The 21,890-nt window shown below is 68.6% G+C and carries 19 protein-coding genes; all 19 read left to right on the top strand.

Going from position 1 to position 21,890, the window contains the following annotated elements; translation table 11 throughout:
* Nucleotides 1–25: 25 nt before the first annotated feature.
* The 19 genes from flgG to ACFFGH_RS04305 all read left to right on the top strand — a co-directional run bounded on the left by flgG (nucleotide 26) and on the right by ACFFGH_RS04305 (nucleotide 21,868).
* Nucleotides 26–811 carry a flagellar basal-body rod protein FlgG gene (flgG, locus tag ACFFGH_RS04395; protein ID WP_386665150.1) on the top strand — a complete coding sequence of 262 codons (786 nt, stop codon included), beginning with the start codon at nucleotides 26–28 and terminating at the stop codon, nucleotides 809–811.
* 8 nt (nucleotides 812–819) lie between these two features.
* Nucleotides 820–1,587, top strand: coding sequence for a flagellar basal body L-ring protein FlgH (flgH, locus tag ACFFGH_RS04390; RefSeq protein ID WP_386665148.1), 768 nt, complete (start codon nucleotides 820–822; stop codon nucleotides 1,585–1,587).
* Nucleotides 1,588–1,596: 9 nt separating this feature from the next.
* On the top strand, nucleotides 1,597–2,694 hold the full coding sequence (locus ACFFGH_RS04385; protein ID WP_386665145.1) for a flagellar basal body P-ring protein FlgI: 1,098 nt from the start codon (nucleotides 1,597–1,599) through the stop codon (nucleotides 2,692–2,694).
* Nucleotides 2,695–2,932: 238 nt separating this feature from the next.
* Nucleotides 2,933–3,949, top strand: a complete 1,017-nt coding sequence (gene flgJ, locus ACFFGH_RS04380) for a flagellar assembly peptidoglycan hydrolase FlgJ (RefSeq protein ID WP_386665142.1) — start codon at nucleotides 2,933–2,935, stop codon at nucleotides 3,947–3,949.
* Between the two features lie 3 nt (nucleotides 3,950–3,952).
* Entirely contained in the window at nucleotides 3,953–5,833 is a 1,881-nt protein-coding gene (gene flgK / locus ACFFGH_RS04375) for a flagellar hook-associated protein FlgK (protein ID WP_386665140.1), read from the top strand.
* Nucleotides 5,830–7,032, top strand: a complete 1,203-nt coding sequence (flgL, locus tag ACFFGH_RS04370) for a flagellar hook-associated protein FlgL (RefSeq protein WP_386665137.1) — start codon at nucleotides 5,830–5,832, stop codon at nucleotides 7,030–7,032. Before flgK ends, flgL begins: the two co-directional genes overlap by 4 nt.
* 256 nt (nucleotides 7,033–7,288) lie before the next feature.
* Nucleotides 7,289–10,267 carry a bifunctional diguanylate cyclase/phosphodiesterase gene (locus tag ACFFGH_RS04365; protein WP_386665134.1) on the top strand — a complete coding sequence of 993 codons (2,979 nt, stop codon included), beginning with the start codon at nucleotides 7,289–7,291 and terminating at the stop codon, nucleotides 10,265–10,267.
* A 120-nt stretch (nucleotides 10,268–10,387) separates the two neighbouring features.
* A complete protein-coding gene (gene ltaE / locus ACFFGH_RS04360; RefSeq protein ID WP_386665131.1) occupies nucleotides 10,388–11,407 on the top strand; it encodes a low-specificity L-threonine aldolase in 1,020 nt (339 codons plus the stop codon).
* On the top strand, nucleotides 11,340–12,362 hold the full coding sequence (locus tag ACFFGH_RS04355) for a flagellar brake protein (RefSeq protein ID WP_386665128.1): 1,023 nt from the start codon (nucleotides 11,340–11,342) through the stop codon (nucleotides 12,360–12,362). The genes ltaE and ACFFGH_RS04355 overlap by 68 nt, the downstream gene beginning before the upstream one ends.
* A gap of 496 nt (nucleotides 12,363–12,858) precedes the next feature.
* Nucleotides 12,859–14,268: a flagellin gene (locus tag ACFFGH_RS04350; RefSeq protein WP_386667345.1), complete on the top strand. Its 1,410-nt coding sequence runs from the start codon at nucleotides 12,859–12,861 to the stop codon at nucleotides 14,266–14,268.
* Nucleotides 14,269–14,423: 155 nt separating this feature from the next.
* On the top strand, nucleotides 14,424–14,795 hold the full coding sequence (locus ACFFGH_RS04345; RefSeq protein ID WP_386665126.1) for a flagellar protein FlaG: 372 nt from the start codon (nucleotides 14,424–14,426) through the stop codon (nucleotides 14,793–14,795).
* Nucleotides 14,796–15,030: 235 nt separating this feature from the next.
* Nucleotides 15,031–16,374 carry a flagellar filament capping protein FliD gene (gene fliD, locus ACFFGH_RS04340; RefSeq protein WP_386665124.1) on the top strand — a complete coding sequence of 448 codons (1,344 nt, stop codon included), beginning with the start codon at nucleotides 15,031–15,033 and terminating at the stop codon, nucleotides 16,372–16,374.
* A gap of 5 nt (nucleotides 16,375–16,379) precedes the next feature.
* Complete coding sequence (gene fliS / locus ACFFGH_RS04335; RefSeq protein ID WP_386667343.1) at nucleotides 16,380–16,796, top strand: flagellar export chaperone FliS; 417 nt, start codon at nucleotides 16,380–16,382, stop codon at nucleotides 16,794–16,796.
* Nucleotides 16,793–17,071: a hypothetical protein gene (locus ACFFGH_RS04330; protein WP_386665121.1), complete on the top strand. Its 279-nt coding sequence runs from the start codon at nucleotides 16,793–16,795 to the stop codon at nucleotides 17,069–17,071. The genes fliS and ACFFGH_RS04330 overlap by 4 nt, the downstream gene beginning before the upstream one ends.
* Nucleotides 17,068–17,628 (top strand): PilZ domain-containing protein, encoded by a 561-nt coding sequence (locus ACFFGH_RS04325; protein WP_386665118.1) that lies wholly within the window; start codon nucleotides 17,068–17,070, stop codon nucleotides 17,626–17,628. The genes ACFFGH_RS04330 and ACFFGH_RS04325 overlap by 4 nt, the downstream gene beginning before the upstream one ends.
* Nucleotides 17,629–17,832: 204 nt before the next feature.
* A complete protein-coding gene (locus tag ACFFGH_RS04320; protein WP_189457911.1) occupies nucleotides 17,833–18,456 on the top strand; it encodes a response regulator in 624 nt (207 codons plus the stop codon).
* A 188-nt stretch (nucleotides 18,457–18,644) separates the two neighbouring features.
* A complete protein-coding gene (gene rpoN / locus ACFFGH_RS04315) occupies nucleotides 18,645–20,042 on the top strand; it encodes an RNA polymerase factor sigma-54 (RefSeq protein ID WP_386665114.1) in 1,398 nt (465 codons plus the stop codon).
* Between the two features lie 12 nt (nucleotides 20,043–20,054).
* Nucleotides 20,055–20,447: a response regulator gene (locus tag ACFFGH_RS04310; protein ID WP_386665111.1), complete on the top strand. Its 393-nt coding sequence runs from the start codon at nucleotides 20,055–20,057 to the stop codon at nucleotides 20,445–20,447.
* Entirely contained in the window at nucleotides 20,444–21,868 is a 1,425-nt protein-coding gene (locus tag ACFFGH_RS04305) for a sigma-54 dependent transcriptional regulator (RefSeq protein ID WP_386665109.1), read from the top strand. The genes ACFFGH_RS04310 and ACFFGH_RS04305 overlap by 4 nt, the downstream gene beginning before the upstream one ends.
* The last annotated feature ends 22 nt before the right edge of the window (nucleotides 21,869–21,890 follow it).

Raw genomic sequence — 21,890 nt, 5'->3', positions numbered from 1 at the left:
ACATGACTGAAACAGGATCACCGCCATGACCCAGGCTCTGTGGATTGCCAAAACCGGCCTCGATGCGCAGCAGACGCGCATGGCGGTCACGTCCAATAACCTCGCCAACGTCAACACCGCAGGCTTCAAGCGGGACCGCGCGAGTTTCGAGGACCTGCTGTACCAGACCGTACGCCAGCCCGGCGGCGCGACCAGCGAGCAGACCCAGCTTCCGACCGGCCTGCAGGTTGGCACCGGCGTGCGCGTGTCGGCGACCGCCAAGAGCTTCGCGCAGGGCAACCTGGCGCAGACCGGCAACGCGCTCGACGTGGCGATCAACGGCCGCGGCTTTTTCGAAGTGCTGATGCCCGACGGCAGCACCGCGTATACGCGTGACGGCAGCTTCCAGATCAATGCGCAGGGCGAACTGGTCACGAACCAGGGCTACGCCGTGCAGCCCGGCCTGCAGATTCCCGAGGGCGCGCAGAGCGTGACGATCGGCGCCGACGGCACGGTCAGCGTGCAGGTGTCCGGACAGCCCGAGCCGGTCCAGGTCGGCGCGCTGACGCTGGCCGACTTCGTCAATCCCGCGGGCCTGCAGGCCAAGGGCGAGAACCTCTACGTCGAAACCGGCGCCAGCGGCCCCGCCCAGAGCGGTGCACCGGGCCAGGGCGGCGCGGGCCTGCTGATCCAGGGCTCGCTCGAAGGCTCGAACGTCAACGTGGTCGAAGAGCTGGTGTCGATGATCGAAACCCAGCGGGCATACGAGACCAACGCGAAGGCGATCTCGACCACCGACCAGATGCTCGCTTACCTCAACAACAACCTGTGATCGCTGCGATGAGCCGTTCTCCGCTGCAGTTCGCCCGTTGCATGCTCGTCCTGGCAGTGGCGCTGGCCGCCCTGCCCGGCTGCGCCACCGTCGGTGCGCTGCAGGGCGACGTCAAACCGTTCGCGCCGGTGCCGAAGGCGCCGGGCACGCATGCGGTCGTCGCTGCGCAGCAGGCGGCCGCGGGTGGATCGATCTATGGCGCCGCGAACACCGGCGCCGCGTCGAGCGGCTCGATCTACGCTGCGTCGCAGGGCCCGCGCCTGCGTCTGTTCGAAGACAACAAGGCGCGCGACGTCGGCGATCTGCTGACGATCGTGCTGGTGGAAAGCACCGAATCGCGCACTCGGGCCAACACGGCGGTCACCAAGGACGCGGGCGTGGGCATGGGGGTGCCGAACATTGCCGGCTCGTCGGTGACCTACAAGGGCCGCAACATCCTGCAGGCCGAAGTCGAAGGCAGCCGCGAGTTCGCGGGCGGCGGCGTGTCGACGCAGAGCAACGAGCTGGCGGGCGACATCACCGTCACCGTGGTGCAGCAGATGCCGAACGGCAACCTGCTCGTGCGCGGCGAAAAGATGATGCGCCTGAACCAGGGCGACGAGCTGGTGCAGGTGCAGGGCGTGGTGCGCCCGGCCGACATCGGCCCGGATAACCGCATCGCATCCAACCGCATCGGCGATGCGCGCATCGTCTATGGCGGCAAGGGCACGCTCGCGCGTTCGAACGCGATGGGCTGGCTGGGCCGCTTCTTCAATTCCGCGCTGTTCCCGTACTGAGGCTTCGCCATGCGCCGTTTTTCCGTCGTGCTCGCCGCGTTCGCGCTGGCATTTACCGCGCTGCCGGCTTCGGCCGAGCGCATCAAGGACCTCGCGCAGGTCGCCGGTGTGCGCGGCAATCCGCTGGTCGGTTACGGCCTGGTGGTCGGCCTGGACGGTTCGGGTGACCGCACCAGCCAGACGCCGTTCACCGTGCAAAGCATGAAGGCGATGCTCGAACAGCTCGGCGTCACGATTCCGCCGGGCGTGAACCCGCAGCTCAAGAACGTCGCGGCGGTGGCGATCCACGCCGAACTGCCGGCGTTTGCGAAGCCGGGCCAGACCATCGACGTGACGGTCTCCTCGATCGGCAACGCCGGCAGCCTGCGCGGCGGCAGTCTGCTGATGGCGCCGCTCAAAGGCGCCGACGGCCAGGTCTATGCGATCGCGCAGGGCAGCCTCGTGGTCAGCGGCTTCGGCGCGCAGGGCCGCGACGGCTCGCGAATTTCCGTCAACGCACCGAACGGCGGCCGCATCCCGAGCGGCGCGATCGTCGAGCGCGCGGTGCCCGGCGCCGCGCCCGGCGGCAGCGTCACGCTGAACCTGCACCAGAACGACTTCACCACTGCCGCGCGCATCGTGTCGGCGGTCGACGCGGCATTCGGCGCCGGCCACGCGAAGGCGCTGGACGGCGTCACGATCGAGATCACCCCGCCGGCCGGCGACCGCATCGCGTTCCTGTCCAAGCTCGAATCGCTGGACATCAGCCCGGGCGCATCGGCGGCGAAGGTCATCGTGAATTCGCGAACCGGCACGGTGGTCATGGGCGGCAGCGTCACGGTGATGCCGGCGGCGGTCGCCCACGGCTCGCTCACCGTCACGGTCAGCGAGACATTCAACGTCGACCAGCCCAATCCGCTGACGGGCGGCGCCACGGTGGTGACGCCGCAGTCCACCGTTACCGCGAACGCCGACGGCAGCCGCATGTTCATGTTCGAAGGCGGCACGTCGCTCGAGGCGATCGTGCGCGCGGTCAACGCGGTCGGCGCGGCGCCGGGCGACATCGTGGCCATCCTCGAGGCACTCAAGCGGGCAGGCGCGCTGCGTGCCGAACTTGAAGTGATCTGACTCCCATACAGCGCCCGGCTCACTGCAGTCCGCGCGCTCGCTGCCGATAACCCCCTCATGCAAGTCTCCGTCGTCCCGAGCATCACGCCATCACCGAGGGCCGCAGGTCGGCAGCGGCGTGCGCGTGTTGCCCGGGCCGGCGCCCTTCTGCCGGCCGGCACGGCGCAGCTGCGGCCGCGCCGGCAAGCCGTCGCGGTGGCTCCCACGCTTGCGGCACGTGGCTTGCACCGGAGCTGACATGTACCTGCGATCCGTCACCCCGCTGCCACTGACCCCATCGACCGAGACGCCACGCGCCCGGATGGAAGAAGCCGCGCGCGAGCTGGAAACCCAGTTCGCGCACATGCTGATCAAGTCCATGCGCTCGACCACCGGCGGCGACCCGCTCGGCGGCAACAACACCACGTACCGCGAGATGTACGACCAGCAGCTCTCCAAGGAGCTGACCAAGGGCCGTGGCCTGGGCCTGGCGCCGGTGATCATGCGTCAGCTCGAACGCAGCACCGCACCGGTCCCGGCGGCACTGCCGGCCGGCCCGATGCCGCTGCGGCTGCCGGCCTCGCCGATGTCGATGTCGATCGCGCTGCCGAGCTCTGGCGGCCTGAACCTCGCAGTGCCGGGCAACGGCGCGGTTTCGCTCGCGCCGACCACCAGCGGTGTCTCGATCCAGGCGCCGGTTGCCGCGCCGCCGCTGCCCGCGATGCCGAAGGCCGCGCCCCCGGGCGGCGTGGCCTGTGACCCGACCACCCCGCTCGACTGCAGCAGCCCCGAAGCGTTCGTACGCTCGATCTGGCCGCATGCGCAGAAGGTCGCCGCCGAACTCAAGGTGCCGGCCAAGGCGCTGGTCGCCCAAGCCGCGCTCGAGACCGGCTGGGGCCGGCGTCTTGCAGGCGGCAATGGCCAGGCGACCTCGCACAACCTGTTCGGCATCAAGGCGACCGGTCGCTGGCTCGGAGAGAAGGTCGTCTCGGGCACGCACGAGTTCGTCAACGGCGTGCGCAAGAACGTGCGTGATGCGTTCCGTGCGTATGGATCGGCCGGCGAGAGTTTCAACGATTACGCGCGCCTGATCAGCGGCAGCCGGTATGCGGCGGCCCGCGGCACCGGCGACGACGTCCACGGCTTCGCAAGCGCACTGCAGAAAGCCGGCTATGCGACGGACCCGTCGTACGCCGCCAAGATCAGCGCGATCGCAAACGGCGCCACCCTCAATCGCGCGTTGGCCGGCCTGCCCGGCGTCACACCCAAGGGATAAATGATGAGCAGCGTGCTCTCCACCGGTACTTCTGCCCTGCTCGCGTTCCAGCGCGCACTCAGCACCGTCGGTCATAACGTCGCGAACGCGGCAACCCCCGGCTACAGCCGCCAGCGCGTCGAACTCGCTTCGCGGCCCGGCACCGCGGTCACGGGTCTGCAGATCGGCTCGGGCGTCGAAGTCGCGAAACTGCAGCGCCTCGCGGACGGGCTGGTGTTCGCCCGCCAGGTCGACAGCAGCGGCGAAATGGGCCGGCTGCAGCAGGTCTCGTCGCTTGCCGGCCGCGTGGACGCGCTGCTGACCGACCCCGCGACAAGCCTTTCGCAGCCGTGGTCGGCGTTCTTCTCGGCCGCGCAGGGCGTTTCATCCGAGCCGACCTCGACGGTCGCGCGCACGGCGATGCTCGACACTGCCGAACAGCTTGCCGGCCGCTGGCGCTCGCTTGATTCGCAGCTTTCGCAGATGGGCAGCGAAACCAACCAGCGCATGATCACCCAGGTCTCCGAGGTCAACCGCCTCAGTGGCGAGATCGCGAAATACAACCTCGACATCGTCGCCGTCGGTGGCAACGCCGCGCCCGACCTGCTCGACGCCCGTGCGCAGCGCATCGATCAGCTCGCCCGCCTCGTCGGCGCCCAGACGGTGCCGCAGGACGACGGCTCGCTCAACGTATTCACCGGGGGCGGCCAGCCGGTCGTGCTCGGCACGAAGGTGTCGTCACTCGCGACAGTGCCGGACCCGTACCGCCCCGATCGCCTGCAATTCGCACTCGCCGGCCCGAACGGCACGGTGCAGTTGCCCGCCGGCAGCGTCTCGGGCGAGATCGGCGGCCTGCTCGAATTCCGCGACCGCGTGCTGGACCCGGCGCGCGCCGAGCTCGGCCGCCTGGCGACCGCATTCGCGACCACGTTCAACCAGGTCCAGAGCGGGGGCATCGATTCGGCCGGCAATCCGGGCGCGAACCTGTTCTCGCTGCGTGCGCCGACCGCCGAGCCGCACTCGTCCAACACCGGCAATGCCGCATTCAGCGCCAGCGTCGCCGATGTCGGCGCGCTGCAGTCGCCGGACCTCGTGCTGCGCTTCGACGGCTCGGCCTGGAGCGCGAATCGCGCCGACACGGGCGCCGCAGTCGCGATGACCGGCGCCGGCACGTCGGCCAACCCGTTCCGCGTCTCCGGCCTGAGCCTCACGGTGGCCGGCACGGCGGGCGCGGGTGACCGCTTCGCACTGAACCCGACCTCGGGCGCGGCCAGCGGCATGCAGCTGGTGATGCGTGACCCGGGCGGCATCGCCGCGGCATCGCCCGTGCAGGGCCGCGCCGACACCACCAACCTCGGCACGGCGCGCGTGCTCAATACGCAGGTCACCGATCCGGCTGCGTTCCAGGGCTTTTCGGGCGCGACGGTCGAATTCATCGATGCCACCCAGTACACCGTCGACGGCGCCGGTCCGTTCCCGTACTCGTCCGGGGCACCGATCGCGAGTGGCGGCTGGTCGCTGTCGCTCGAAGGTGCACCGGCGGCCGGAGACACGTTCACGCTCTCGCCCACGCCACCGCGCTCGGCCGACAACGGCAATGCGCGCGCCATGGCCGCGCTGGACAAGCGCCGCATGCTCGACAGCGGCAACACCAGCGTCGTCGAAGGCATGGGCCAGCTGACCGCGCGTGCCGGCAGCCAGGCCCGCCACGCCGAGCTGTCGCTCGAAGCGCAGCAGGCGATCCACAACCAGGTCGTCGCCGAACGCGAATCCGTGTCGGGCGTGAACCTCGATGAAGAAGCCGCCGACCTGCTGCGTTATCAGCAGGCCTACCAGGCCGCCGCGCAGGTCATCGCGACCGCCGACAGCCTGTTCCAGTCCCTGATCGGAGCGATCCGCCGATGACCCTGAGAATCTCCACCGCCTCCCTGCATGCGCAGGGGCTGCAAGGGCTGCTGAAGCGGCAGTCCGATGTCGCCCGTACCCAGCAGGAAATGGTCACGGGCAACAAGCTCACGCGCGCCGCGCAGAACCCCAGCGGCGCCGCGCAGGCCCAGCGCATCGACCATGCGGTCGCCATGCTCGACGGCTTCGAGCGCAACGCCAGCCTGCTGCAGAGCCGGCTCGAGCAACAGGAGTCCGCACTCAGCGATTCCGGCGACCTGCTCGGCCGCGCGCGCGATCTCGCAGTGCAGGCGAACAACGCATCGCTGTCGTCGGACGACCGCCGCATGGTCGCGCTCGAAATCCGCCACCTGCGCACTGAGTTGCTGTCGGTTTCCAACCGCGAGGACGGCACCGGCCGTGCGCTGTTCGCCGGCCGCGTCGATGGCGTGCGTCCGTTCATCGAATCGGGCGGCACCGTCAGCTATGCCGGCGACGATGGCCGCAACATGCTCGACGTCGGCCCCGACCTCGCGCTTGCCGATGCCGAGCCCGGCAGCGACGTGTTCATGCGCGTTCGCACCGGCGACGGCACGGTACGCGGCAGCGCCGCATCGACGAACGCGGGCAACGTGGTGATGCAGGGCGCCAAGGTGGTCAACTTCGCCACCTGGGCCGGTGCGCCGATGCGCATCGAATTCACCGCGCCCGACGCATACCGCATCGTCGACTCCGGCGGCGCGGTGCTGAGCACCGGTGCGTATACCAGCGGCGAGTCGATCGCGTTCGGTGGCGTGCAGACGCGTTTGAACGGCACCCCGGCCGTCGGCGATACCTTCACGCTCGAACCGGCACCGACGCGTGACGTGTTCGCGACGCTGGAGCAACTGGCCGATGCACTCGACATGCCGGTCGCCTCCGATGCCGAGCGTGCGCGCCAGAGCAACCTGATCGGCGATGCGCTCGGCGATATCAGCACAGCGCAGAACCATGTGCTCGGCCTGCGTGCCGGCACGGGCGCCCGCCTCGGCGCGATCGACGAGGCCGGACATCAACGCGAAGCGCAGAACGAATCGCTCCGCACCAACCTGTCCGACCTGCGTGACGTCAACTACGCCGAAGCCACAAGCCGACTCAGCCTGCAGCTGACCGCGATCGAAGCCGCGCAGCGCACCATGCTGCGCGTGCAGCAACTGTCGCTGTTCGACCGCCTGGGCTGATCACCGCGCACGCCGCACCATGCGGCTGCGTACAGCCCGCGATAGCACGCAATGGCCGCCCTCGGCGGCCACGACGGGGCGCAAAAGCCCGGTAATCGCGCCCGAAACGCGACTGATCGCGCGGATCATGTTCACCCGCTTTTGCATCGCCGCTTGCTGACATGCCAGCCAGGAAGTCGAGCCTGTCACGGCCTCGACATGGCGGCAGCCTATGGATCACCCCACCGCGGGGGCGTGCATGCGCAACCCTCGGCCAATGCGACGGATCACCGCAGCACTCGCCTGTGCGCTGATATCGCCGCTTGCCGCCGCGTCGGGTGCTGCGCTGCCGGGCATGCGCGGGGACGCCTACGGATGGGTCGCGGTCGCCGCCATCGCCACGGTGTTGATTGTCGGGCTCGAGTACGCCCATCGCCGCCCGCGCGTGCGCAATCGCATCGCCCGTGGCGATCGCAGCCTGCGGCTGTTGATCCTCGCGGTCGTCGTGCTGTTCGTCGGCGGCGTGATCGCGAACCTGTTCTTCTCGCTGCGCAATACGCACCAGACGCTGCTTGCCGAAGCGCGCGACGACACCGCCAACCTCGCGCTCGCCGTGCAGCAACAGCTGGCCGGCCTGATCGATGACGTTGATTTCTCGATGTCGATCGTGGCGCGCAGCGCACCTGCGCAGGCGTCCCCCGGCACTGCCGAGGCCGCCGTCGCTGACGAAATGCTGACAGGCGCGGCAAGTCACCTGCCGGCGGTGCAGGCGATGTGGGTGATCGACGCGGGCGGCCGTATCGCCCATCGCAGCCGTGACATGCCGCATCGCGCGGAGCTGGCCACGCAAGGACACCTGCAGCTGCACCGGCAGCGCGACACCGACACACTCGCGTTCGGACGCCCGATGCCGGACGGACGGGGCCGGTGGTTCATCCCGGTGAGCCGCCGCATCGAGCGGCCGGACCGGCGCTTTGCGGGCATGGTCGTCGCAGCGCTGCGCCCGGATTACATCGCCCGCCAGACCAGCGCGCTCGACCTCGGACGCGAGGGCGTGGCGGTGCTGATGAGCATCGACGGTGTGGTCATGCAGCAGGCCCCGCTGCCACCGGCGATGGTGGGCCGGCCGATAGAACCGACGCCGCGTTTCATCGCGCTTGCGCGCCGCTCCGATACCGGCAGCTACCGCACCGCGCACCCGTTCGACGGCATCGACCGCATCATCAGCTACCGTCGCCTGCCGGGTCGGCCGCTGGTGGTGCTCGCCGGCGTCGGCGTCAACGAGGTGCTGGCCCCCTGGCGACAGACCGCGGCGACCTACATCGCCGGCTCGCTGCTGCTGCTCGTGCTGTTGACTCTGCTCGGTGTGCGCCTGTGGCGCGAACTGCAGCGTCGCGCCGAGCAGCAGGCATTGATCGCGCGCCTGGAGCGCACGCGCCGGCTGCAGGGCGGGATCAGCTCGCTGATCGTGCGCGCCACTACGCGCAGTGAACTGTTCGAAGGCACCTGCGACGCGGCGGTGCGGCACGGCCGGCTTGGTGCAGCATGGATCGACATGGTCGATCCGGCGACCGGAACACTGAGCACCGTAGCGTCGGCCGGCAAGGACGCGGGCCAGCTGCTTGCCGAGCCCGTCACGCTCAACGACGACGGCAGCGGCATGGCGGTGGAGACGTTCGTTTCCGGCCATACCGTGGTCAGCAACGACCTGACCACGCGCACCGACCGCAGCCCGCGTCGCCAGTGCGCGGTCGCCCTCGGCTACCGGTCCAAGATCACGCTGCCGTTGCTGCGCCGCAATGAGCCGGTGGCCACGCTCACCCTGCTCGCCCGCCCGACCGGTTTTTTCACGGCCGACGAAACGCGCACGCTCGAGCACCTTGCCGCCGACCTATCGCATGCGCTCGATCACCTCGCCGCGGTCGAACGCGTGAACTACCTCGCACTGCACGATGCACTGACCGGCCTGCCGAACCACACGCTGTTCATCGACCGCACCGGGCAGCGCCTGCGCCGCGCTGCCGAAGGCGACCTGCGCTGTGCCGTGGCGAAAATCGACATCGAGCGGTTCCGCCAGATCAACGCGACTGCGGGCCGCGAGGCGGGCGACATGGTGATCCGCCTGATCGCGCAGCGGCTGGCGACCGCGCTGGGCCGGGACGCGGTGCTTTCTCGCCCCGAGCGCGACCACTTCATGTTCCTCATCGACGAGGCCGGCTCCGAAGCGGAGATCGCCTCGGCGGTGCAGAAGGCGCTGCAGGCCTGCAGCGATGTGCCGATGAACGTCGATGGCCAGGCGCTGCACATCTCGGTGCGCGCCGGCGTGTCGCTCTACCCCGATGATGGGCGCGACACCGAGACCTTGGTGCGCAACGCCGAAGCCGCGCTCGCGCGTGCCAAGCACATGCGCGAACGCATGGTGTTCTACGCACCGGCGATGAATGCGCGCGTTGCCGAGACACTCGTGATCGAGAACAAGCTGCGCAGCGCGCTCGAGCGTGGGCAGTTCGTGCTGCACTACCAGCCCAAGTTCGAGGCGCGCAGTGGCGCGCTGTGCGGACTGGAGGCGCTGATCCGCTGGAAGGACCCCGATGAAGACGATCTGATCCTCCCCGCCCGCTTCGTGCCGCTGCTCGAGGAAACCGGCCTGATCCTGCCGGTCGGCGAGTGGGTGATGAACGAGGCACTGCGCGATTACCGCCGCTGGCGCGAGGCCGGCCTGTCGCCGCCGCGCATCGCCGTCAACGTATCGGCGCTGCAGTTGCGCCAGGACTCGTTCACGCGCTCGGTGCGCAGTGCGGTCGGTGGCGACGACCATGCCGAGCGCGGCCTCGAACTCGAGATCACCGAAAGCATGCTGATGACGCGCGTGGAGAGCAACGCCGACAAGCTCGACGCGATCCGCGACATGGGCGTGTCGATTGCGATCGACGATTTCGGCACCGGCTATTCGTCGCTGCAGTACATCGCGCGGCTGCCGCTGGACACGCTGAAGATTGATCGCTCGTTCGTCTCAGGCATGACGCGCAACACGACCGACCGCGAGATCGTCGCCAGCGTGATATCGCTCGCCCACCAACTGCGCCTGAAGGTCGTCGCAGAAGGCGTGGAATCGAACGAGCAGGCGCGACTGCTGCGCCGGCTTGCATGCGATGAAGTCCAGGGTTTCCTGTTCAGTCCGCCGCTGCCACCAGGCCGCGTGGAAGCGTTGATGCGCTCCAGCGGCCGCTGGGACCAGCCCGCGGCGCTGCACTGAACCGCCGCGCGCACCGGTTTGCCTGATCCCGCGGATTGTCCGCCCGCAGCTGCCGGGCCGCTGGCCGGACACATGCCGAGCGTTAGCATCGGCCTCCCCCATCCACGAGCCCACTCCTCGATGAATGTCATTGACCTGCGCAGCGATACCGTCACCCAGCCGACGCCAGCAATGCGCGACGCGATGCTGCGCGCACCGGTCGGCGACGACGTCTACGGCGAGGACCCGACCGTCAATGCGCTGCAGCAGCGGCTTGCGGATGAGCTGGGTTTCGAAGCCGGGCTGTTCGTGCCCAGTGGCACCCAATCGAACCTGCTCGCGCTGATCTCGCACTGCGCACGCGGCGATGAATACCTCGTCGGGATGGACGCGCATACCTACAAGTACGAGGGCGGCGGTGCGGCCGTGCTCGGTTCGATCCAGCCGCAACCGATCATGCATGCCGCCGACGGCACGCTGCCGCTCGACGACGTCGAGCGTGCGATCAAGCCGGTCGATGCGCACTTCGCGCGCTCGCGGTTGCTGTGCCTGGAAAACACATGGCACGGCCGCCCGCTGCCGCTTGCGTACTTCGAGCAGGCGCGGGCGCTATGCGACCGTCGCGGGCTTTCGCTGCACCTCGACGGCGCGCGCGTCTACAACGCCGCGACGGCCTGCGGCGTGCCGGTGCGTGAGATCGCGCGGCATTTCGACAGCGTGTCGGTGTGCCTGTCAAAGGGCCTGGGTGCGCCTGTCGGTTCGGTGCTGCTCGGCACGCAGGCGTTGATCGAGACGGCGATGCGCTGGCGCAAGGTCTGCGGCGGCGGCATGCGCCAGGCAGGCATCCTTGCCGCGGGCGCACTGCATGCCCTCGACCATCACGTTGTGCGCCTCGCCGATGATCACGGCCGCGCCGCGCGGCTCGCCGAAGGCCTGCGCGATGCCGGCGTTACGGTGACCGCACAGCATACCAACATGGTGTTCATCGACGTGCCGGTCGAACGGCTGCCGGCGTTGAAGCAGCAGCTGGACGCGGACGGCATCCGGCTGTCGATCGGCTACACGCCGCTGGTCCGGCTGGTCACCCACCTGGATGTGGACGACGACGGTATCGAGCGCACGGTCGCGGCATTCCGGCAGTTTTCATCGCGGGCCGCTTGATCGCAGGCCCGAGCGTCGCCGCTGTCGCAGGCCTGCGACAGCGCGACTTCGATCACAGGACGGCCGCTTCACCCTGTATCGAGGCAACGCGCGGCCGTTACCGGATACGCAGCCGGATAAACCGGATGTACAGTCCATTGCGGCGCATCCAACGCGCCACCTCCCGCCTCGCTCAAGACCATCGACGCCCATGACCGACCCGGCTCCGTCTGCCAGCCGCGATGACTTCGAAAGCATGTACGAGAAGTACATGCTTCATCATCCGGCCGATATCCGCGCACGCCTGCGGCAGCTGATCGACAAGCGCTGCACGGTGATGGTGCGTGCACCGGGCCAGGAGGACGCGACCACGGCCGCGCTGGCACTCGGCGAGCGCAGCATCTGGTTCGACGTGCCGCGCGACGCCGACCTGACTCCGCGGCTGCAAACCGCGGAAAAACTGCGCTTTGAAAGCGCGATCGAGCGCATCGGCGTGCGCTTCACGACCGGTCCGGCGCGGCTGGGCACCTACGAAGGCCTGCCGGCACTCGAGGTCGACCTGCCCGAAAAGCTCATCCATCTCCAGCGTCGCGATTACGTGCGCCGCGAACCGCTGAGCTCGCTTGGTTGCACGCTCAGCGTGCCTGCCTCCGCCGGCGGCGACCACAAGATCACCGCGCGTATTGCCGACATCGGCGGCGGCGGCCTGGCGGTGCTGACCAGCGACGACGCAGCCCTGCAACCGGCTGTCGGCGACGAGCTCGAGCACGTCGTGCTCGAGCTGCCGGAGGATGGCCCGCTGACCGTGCGCCTGCGCGTGCAGCACGTCGCTAAATTCGAGCAGAACGGGCGCACGGTAATGCGTGCCGGCTGCCAGTTCGTCCAGCTCAGCGCGCAGGACCAGGCGCGGCTGGTGCGCTACGTGATGCACCTCGACCGCCTGCACTCCATTCGCCGGCGCGAACTCGGCAGCTGATCGACTCCCGCTTCGGGTTGCATCATGCAACCCGAAGCGTTCGCACTGCCCGGCCCCGGGCGCGCTGCCTCGTTACGCGACGCGTAACTCCAACGTCCCGTATCGCGCGCTCCACACCGCATGTCGCATGTCGCATGTCGCATGTCGCATGTCGCATGTCGCATGTCGCAGCCGCAGCCGCAGCCGCAGCCGCAGCCGCAGCCGTGCATCGCACACGCTGCGCTGCGCTGAGTGCACTGAACGCACGCCCTGCATCGCTTCTCAAGCGTTGGTCGCCGCCCTCAAGTTCGGCAACGCGCTGCCGACCGCGCGCACTGCATGCAGTGGCTCCGATGCGGAAGGAATTCGCATCCGACGCAAAAAAACCCCCTAAAGCTTGACAAGGGGTTGCCGTTACTTATCTCAGCAGCGGCGCGGCACCAAACAGCCAACACCCTGCGAATTCCGGCACCGGCCCGCGCCGCCGCCGGACCTCACCTTCCAGGAGACCGCACAAATGTCCGTTATCAATACCAACGTGATGTCGCTGAACTCGCAGCGCAATCTGTCGACCAACAGCGCCAGCCTCGCTACCACCATCCAGCGCCTGTCGTCGGGCCTGCGCATCAACAGCGCGAAGGACGACGCGGCCGGCCTCGCAATCTCCGAGCGTTTCACCACGCAGATCCGCGGCATCAACCAGGCCGCCCGCAACGCGAACGACGGCATCTCCCTTGCGCAGACTGCCGAAGGCGCGCTTGGCGAAATCGGCAACAACCTGCAGCGCATCCGTGAACTGGCCGTGCAGTCCTCGAACGCGACCAACTCCGGCGCCGATCGCGCCGCGCTGCAGAAGGAAGTCGACCAGCTCAAGTCGGAAATCGACCGCGTCGCCACCCAGACCAACTTCAACGGCACCAAGCTGCTCGACGGCTCGTTCAGCGCACAGCAGTTCCAGGTCGGCGCGAACAAGGGCGAGACGATCTCGGTCGACCAGATCGCCAGCGCCCGCACTTCCGGCCTCGGCCAGTACCAGGGCTTTACGCTGGCCAACAACAGCATCGGTACTGCAAACGACACGGCGGCAGCACAGACGGTCACGGTCGGCGGCACGATCTACCAGTTGGGCACGATCGCGACGGATGCCAAGGCGATGGCCGCGGCGATCAACAGCAAGGGCCCGGCGGGCATGACTGCCTCGGCCAACGAAACCGTGAAGGCGGCAGGCACCTCGGCCATCACGGCAACGGCCAACGGCACCTCAACGTTCACGCTGAACGGCGTTCAGATCAGCCTGGCAGGCAGCGGCGCCGCGGCGACCAACCGCGCCACCGCCCTCGAAGCGATCAACAACCAGTCCGCAGCGACGGGCGTCCGCGCTGTCGACACGGGCTCGGGCCTGGAACTGCGCGCCGCTGACGGCCGCAACGTGACCGTCGCAGGCTTCGCGGCCGGCGGTAACACCGGTGCGACCCTTGCGGATTGGGGCCTGGGTGCGGCTGGCACTGCCGGCGGCACGCTCAACGTCAGCTACAGCGCGCCGACTGGCACGACGGGCAACGTCGCGTTCAGCAACACGGGCCTCGGCACGAACGCCATTGCCGCCACCGGCTCGGCGGTGAGCACGATCGACATCACCTCCTCGGCCGGCGCCCAGAACGCGCTGGTCTCGCTGGACGCTGCACTGCAGGGCATCAACGCCTCGCGCGCCGATCTCGGTGCCATCCAGAACCGCTTCACCTCGGTGGTCAGCAACCTCAACACCACGTCCGAGAACCTGACCGCGTCGCGCAGCCGCATCCGCGATGCCGACTATGCGAAGGAGACGGCTGAGCTGAGCCGCACGCAGATCCTCTCGCAGGCTGGTACGGCGATGCTCGCCCAGGCCAACCAGGCAACCCAGGGTGTCCTGAGCCTGCTCCGCTAAGCAACACCGCAATAACGCCGCGGTGATCCACCGCGGCGGCTTCAAAGGCTGGCGTTCCCGCGCCAGCCCCAACCGGAACGGTGCATGGGCACCGTTCCGCTCAATTCCGGGGGGCGCGCAAGCGCCTCCCTTTGGCGTACTTACGGCGAACCGTCATGACCGAGATCGCGTCCATCGCTCCGTCCACGCCTCGACTCGGACCCGCCGATGCCGCGGCGTCCGCCGCCGTGCCGGCCGCGTCCGTTGCACCCGTACCTGCCACCACGCGACCGGCCTCCGAGGCGCCGCCGCCTGATGCGCTGCAGCCCGCCGAGCAGTCAAAGCGGGCGCTGCAGGCGCAGATCGACCGCGTACTTGCCAACACCCAGACCACTCTGCGTTTCCGCGTTGACGAGGAAACCGATCGCGTGGTGGTGTCCGTGCTCGACCGGCGTGGCGAAGTGATCCTGCAGGTACCGAACGAAACCGCGCTCACCCTCGCGCGCCGCCTTGCGAGCACCGGCTCGCTGGTCGAAGCGAAAGCCTGACGCTCGTGGCCCGGCTGCAACTCTGAAGCCGCGCCTACGAAGCTCCAACTACGCAGCTGCACTTGCGCGGCTCCAGCTGCGTGGATGCGGCTGCGCCTGTGGCTCCGCCAGCACGCTGCGCCAGGCATCCGCACACGGCGATCGCCACCGCCCCGGGCCGCAGCGCTAAAGCCGCAGCCCTTGCGGCCGTTAAACCTGGCACGGCCGCGATGCGGTCAGTTTGGGAGCTCACACCATGGCATCCATTTCCAGCGCAGGCATCGGTTCGGGCCTCGATGTCAACGGACTCGTGTCGCAGCTCGTCGCATCCGAACGCGCTCCGACCGAGCAGCGCTTCAGCAAAATCGAATCGACGACGAAGGCACTGATCTCGGCGTTCGGCGCGATCCGCGCCGGCCTTGCGGGCCTCGAAAGCGCGCTCAAGAAATTCGATGGTAGCGGTGCGCAGCTCGGCCGAAAGGTCACCGTCGGTGCCGATGCGGGCTTCAGCGCGACGTCGGATACCAAGGCCGCGCTGGGCAGTTACCAGGTCAGGGTCGAAGCGCTCGCGACCGCGCACAAGCTGCAGTCAGCGCCAGCGGCCGCAACCGCACAGATCGGCTATGGCACGCTTTCGATCGCGGTCGGCAGTGATGCTCCGGTCGAGATCACGATCGAGCAAAACAAGGGCACGCTTGCCGAAATCCGCGACGCGATCAACGCGAAAGGCTCCGGCAAGGGTTTCAGCGCTACGGTGGTGAAAGGCGATGCGGGCGACGTACTGGTCCTGTCGTCGACGAAGCCCGGCACTGGAGGCGCACTGACGGTCACCGCCGGCGGCGGAGACGGTGGTCTAGGCGTGCTCGCCACCGGCAGCGGCACGATGACCACTGCGTCAGCCGCAGCCGATGCGAAGGTCGTCATCGATGGCATTGTCCGCACCAGCAGCGGCAACAAGATCACGGATGCGATCACCGGGGTCACGATCGACCTCACGAAGGCCAAGCCCGGCGAGACGTTCTCGCTCGCGGTGGAAGCGGACGCAAGCCCGCTCAAGGCAAGCATGCTGACGCTGATCAGCTCGTACAACACTGCATTGGTGGCGCTGCGTGCGCAGAGCGCGGCCGGTGGTACAGGTAAGGTCGCGGGCCCACTCAGCGGCGACTCGGCGCCGCGCTCGATGATTTCGTCGCTGCGCGGAACAATCAGCGCCCACTACTCCGAGCTCAGTTCGCTCGGCCTCAAGACCGGCGTCGACGGTTCGTTGAGCCTGGACGGCACGAAGTTCGACACCGCGATTGCAGCCGACCCATCGGCCGTCAACCGCCTGTTCGGAACAGATTCCGAGCTCGGCAAGTCGCTGCGGGCCTCCCTGACCGCCTACGTCGGCGAGAAGGGAATGATCGCCGGGCGCACCGACAACCTCAACGAGCGCGTCAAGCAGCTCGGCAAGCAGCGCGAAGCATTCGCGGTGCGCATCGGCCGCGTCGAGGAAGCCTACCGCCGCCAGTTCACTGCACTCGACGCAATCATGTCGAAGATGCAAAGCACGAGCAGCTACCTGAACCAGCAGCTCGCCCAATTCAGCAAGCAATCGTGACCGCCATGTACAGCCGAAACCTCGCATCCCAGTACAAGCAGACCGGCGTCACCAGCGCCGTGCTCGACGCCGACCCGCACAAGCTGATCTCGCTGCTGTTCGCCGGTGTGCGCGAGCGCCTCAAGCTCGCGGCCGCGTGCATGCAGAGCGGGAACATCGCGCGCAAGGGTGAAGCCATCAGCCAGGCCAGCCTGATCATCGGCAACCTCGACGGCACGCTCGACCACCAGGCCGGCGGCGAAATCGCGGCGAACCTCGGCGCGCTGTACGAATACGCGCAGCGCCGGCTCGTCGAAGCGAACGTCGGCAACGACGTGTCGATCCTCGTCGAGATCGATGGCCTGTTCGGCGACATCGAGTCGGCCTGGAATGCGATCTCTCCGCAGGCGGCCGCGCCGCAGAAGCTGGAGGCCGTGGGATGAGCCTGCTGCCTCCTTCCGATGCGGTGCGCTCGGCACTGGCAACGGATGCCTGGGACGCCGCGTTCGCGCTGATCGAACGCTACGACGCCGAGGTGCGTGCGGCGTTCGAATCGCAGGCCAGCCGCCCCAGCCTTGCCGAAGCTGCCCAGCTGTTCAACGCCCACCAGGCGCTGGTGACCGAGCTTTCGGCCGCGCGCGACCACGTCGCGGCGCAGCTGCGCCAGTTCCAGCGCGACAAGCGCGGCGTGCAGGCCTACCTCGGCAGCGGCGCGTGACACCCGAGCAGGCTGCGGACGCGCTGTTCGGCGATGCGCTGACCTGCGTGCAGCACCTGCCGGCCGCGTTCGTCCCAGCGGCGCTTGATTCGGTCGCGATCGCTTCGCTGTGCAGCCGCGCCGAAGCGTTCCTGCAGTCGGTGGCGGTGATCGAAGACAGCCGCAGCGAAGACTCCGAGGAATTCGGCCCGGCTGCGCTCGCACTGAGCCGCATCGAGGCCCGGCTGGACCTGCTGACGGCGCTGGTTGCGCGGCTGGCGCAACGCGACGGTGGCGATGCCTGGCAATCGGTGCGCTGGTCGGCCGTCGGCGCGCATCTTCCACAGGCGGGCGCGGCCACGACGGGCGCCGGCGTGTTCCGCGTGCAGCCGTGTGACTGGCTGCCCGAGCCGCTGCAACTGCCGGCGACGGTGATCGCACACGACGACTCCGGCGCAGCCTGGCTGCGCTTCGGACCGCTGACGCCGGGCCTGGTGCTCGCGCTGGAGCGGCACCTGTTCCGCGTCCACCGGCGCGAAGTCGCCGGCCGCCGCGGGCGCCATCCCGGGGCGGCCTGATCCGATCTGCGGGGCCGATTAGCCGGCCTCGATGCCACGGTCGGTGCGTCCCGCATCGCACGGCCTGATGTTGGTCAGGGCCGCCGTTTGCCCTGCCCTGCGCCAAAGAACCGGACACGCGTCGGAATCCTGACGCTCCCGTGTTGGCACCTATGAAAGCCTTGGTTAAGGTGGCCCTAGCGGTCGACCGAGGACACACGGCAGGTGCGAGTACTGATCTGCGACGACCACACGCTCGTAAGAGCCGGATTACGCCGGCTGCTGGAGTCGTTCGATTCGTTCGAGGTCGTCGCCGAGGCCGCCAGCGCCGATGAGGTGGTGATCAAGGCCCGCCAGACCCTGCCCGATGCCGTCCTGCTCGATCTGTCGATGCCCGGCCGCAGCGGCTTCGACGCGCTCGATGAACTGCGCCGCGCCTGCCCCGATACGGCCGTGGTCATCATGTCGATGCACGACGACCCGGTGCATGTGCGCGCCGCGCTGTCGCGTGGGGCGAGCGGCTTCGTGGTCAAGGAAGCCGCGCCGGCCGAGCTCGAAATCGCATTGCGCGCCGCGGTGAACGGCCGGACGTTCCTGAGCCCGCAGGTGTCGGCACCGCAATTGCACGGTCACCGCAGCGTGCAGAACGATGCTGACCGGCTGCCGCCGCGGCAGCGCGAAATCCTGCAGGCGCTCGGTGCTGGCCGCACCACCAAGCAGATCGCCGCCGACCTCGGCATCAGCGTGAAAACCGTCGAAACCCACCGCGCACGCATCATGGAAACGCTCGGCTGTCGCAACGCGGTCGAACTGCTGCGCATGGCCATGCGGCTGCACGGCGGCCCCTAGACCATACGCCGCCGGATGCGCGCGTTTGCGACCGCGCGCCGGGATTTCGACGCGTTGTAGGGGTTTCCCCGACAAAGGCTAGGGTTTTTCCTGAAGCAGGCTCGGGTGTAGCCCGATTCGGTTTCCGTCAGCTGCCGCTCAGGATGATGTTCAGGGCCGATTAACGGCTCGAGCATTCGAGGCGGACCATGAAAAACACGATGCGCGCGCAACTGGGGCAGACGGTCAACCTGACCCCGCAACTGCTGCAGGCAATCCGCCTGTTGCAGCTCACCGCGCCGCAGCTCGAACTCGAAATGCGTCAGGCGCTCGAGCGCAATCCGCTGCTGGAAACCGAAGAGGACGAGATCGGCGAGACCGACGCCGAATCGGAGGCCGTGATCGAAGCGGCCACGGTCGAAGCAGCGGCATGGGACGAGTTGCCCGAGCCGTCGTTCCTGTCCGGTGGCGGCGCGATCGGCGAAGACGACGCGACCGCGCGCATCGCGGCCGGCGAATCCACCGACGCCCGTGTGCGTCTGCTCGACCAGCTGCGTTTGAGCTGGGATGACGGCGAGCTGGCGATGGCCGCGTTCTGGCTGGATCACTGCGACGATCGAGGCTACCTCGAGCTCGATCGCGAAGCGCTGCTGGCGGAAGGCGCCTCCGCGCTCGACGTCGCAATCGACGGGCTGGAGGCGATCCGCCAGCGGCTGCTGCACGGCGACTGCCCGGGCCTGGCCGCGATGGATCCGTCCGAATGCCTGCGTGCGCAGCTCGCGGTGTTGCGTCCGAGCGCGGAGCGCGCGCTCGCACTGCGGATCGTGCGCGAACACCTCGGTGCGCTCGCATCGCAGGATCATTCAGCGCTCGCAACCGCGCTCGGCGTCGACGGCGCGCAGTTGCGTTCGGCGATCGCGCTGATCCTGTCGCTGCGGGCGCATCCGCTGGAAAGCGATGCGAACGAGCAGACCCACGTGGTGCCGGACGTGCTGGTCTGGCGCGCGGGCGACGGCTGGCGGGTCGGGCTCAGCGCCGGCGCGATGCCGAAGCTGCGCGTGTCGGCGCACTGCGAGCAGGCGCTGGCCGGCGGAGGCAGTGACCACACCGCGCTTCGCGGCCTGCTGGACGAAGCGCGCTGGCTGGTGCGCGGCATCGCGATGCGCAACGAAACGCTGCTCAAGACCGCGCAGGTGCTCGTCGAGCGCCAGCGTGAATTCCTCGAGCGTGGCGAGGAAGCACTCGCGCCGCTGACGCTGAAGGAAGTCGCGGACGCGATCGGCATGCACGAGTCCACCGTCTCGCGCATCACCAGCGGCAAGTACATCCAGACCCCGCGCGGCACGTTCGAACTCAAGCGCCTGTTCGCGGTGCGGCTCGAGGGCGCGACGGTCGGCGCGGCCGCCGTCAAGGCAATGGTCAAGCGCCTGATCGAGTCCGAACCGACGAACGCCCCGCTCGCCGACGACGCGATTGCAGGCCTGCTGGCGCGCCAGGGTGTTCGCATCGCGCGCCGTACGGTGGCCAAATACCGTGACCAGCTGTGCATTGCGCCGGCCAATCTGAGACGTATGCAGCCGCAAGCGCGCACAATGTCAGGGTTTTGACGGAGAGCTCCGATGCGCCATCTCAAGATTCTGCTCGTCGACGATCATCCGGGTTTCATCAACGCGGCCGTGCGCCACCTGCGCCGTCTGGACTGGCTGACCGTGGTCGGCATGGCCGGCAACGGCATCGAGGCGATCACCCAGTGCGAGGCGCTGCGCCCCGACGTGGTGCTGATGGACCTGGCGATGCCCGAGATGGGCGGCCTGCAGGCAACCCGGCTGATCAAGGCCCAGGACGCCGCGCCGTACATCGTCATCGCCAGCCATTTCGATGACGGCGAGCACCGCGAACATGCGATGCGCGCGGGCGCCGATGCGTTTGTCAGCAAGCTCGCCTACCTGCACGACGTCATGCCGCTGCTCGAGCGGCTGGCCGGGATCGGCGAGCAGGAAGCGACCGAATGAGTGAGTCACGCATCCTGCTGCTCGACCGCGATAGCGCGCGGGCCGAGCGCATTGCGACGCTACTGGAGTTCATGGACTTCACCCCGCGCATCGTCGACGAGGTCGCCGATGTGGACCTGTCGCGTGCGCGTGCAAGCGACTGGGTTGCGGTGATCGCTGGCGACATCGGCGACGACCCGCAATGGCCGCGTTTCGTCAGCTGGCTGGCCGCGCAGTCGCTTCACCCGCCGATGCTCGAGCTTCCGGGCCACGCGCCCGACGCCGCCTGGCGCGCGCAGATCCACCCCGAGGCGGTCTGGCCGCTCGATTACCCGATCCGCCGCACGCAGCTGCAGGAAGCGCTTCGCCGCGCCAGCCTCAAGCGCATCGACGACGACGCACAGCGCGAGCAGCCGCAGGCCGGGCCGACCGGTCGCAGCGGCGCCGTGCACCGGCTCAACCGGATGATCGACCAGGTCGCCTCGTTCGATACGACGGTGCTGATCCTCGGCGAGTCCGGCACTGGTAAGGAAGTCGTCGCGCGCGCCGTGCACGATCGCTCGCCGCGGCGGTCCAGGCCGTTCGTGGCGATCAACTGCGGCGCCATTCCGCCGGACCTGCTCGAAAGCGAGCTGTTCGGCCATGAAAAAGGCGCATTCACCGGCGCACTGACCCAGCGCAAGGGCCGCTTCGAAATGGCCGAGGGCGGCACGTTGCTGCTCGACGAGATCGGCGACATGCCGATGCCGATGCAGGTCAAGCTGCTGCGCGTGCTGCAGGAGCGCACGTTCGAGCGCGTCGGCGGCGGTGCGGTCATCAAGTGCGACGTGCGCGTGGTTGCCGCGACGCACCGCAACCTCGAAGGCCACATCGCCGAGGGCAAGTTCCGCGAGGACCTGTTCTACCGGCTCAACGTGTTTCCGATCGAGATGCCGGCGCTGCGCGAGCGCACCGAAGACCTGCCCGACCTCATCAATGCGATCACCCGCCAGTTGGCCGAAAGCGGTCGCGGCCGGGTCTCGCTGTCGGAGGACGCGATCGCCGCGCTGCAGTACTACCCGTGGCCGGGCAACGTGCGCGAGCTCAGCAATCTGCTCGAGCGCCTGGCCGTGCTGCACCCGGGCGCTACGGTGCGCGCCGGTGACCTGCCCGCGCGCTACCGCGCCGGGATGCCGGAAGTCGAGCCCGAACCGATCGTCAGCCGTGCGGCACCGGGCGCCACACAGGCGAACGGGGACTCGGGTGAGATGGCGCCGCTGACCACGCTGCCGGCCGAGGGCATCGACCTGCGCGGGCACATCGCGAATATCGAACTCGAACTGATCCGAGCAGCACTCGCGCAGGCTGGTGGTGTGGTCGCGCACGCGGCGCCGCTGCTCGGCCTGCGCCGCACGACGCTGGTCGAGAAGCTGCGCAAATACGGCATCGATCGGGACGAATAGCGGCGTGCACCGCTGCGGCGGC

The sequence above is a fragment of the Lysobacter korlensis genome (genome assembly GCF_042434515.1).
Note: the sequence above shows the minus strand (reverse complement) of the source record. Positions and strands in the feature narration are given on the sequence as shown.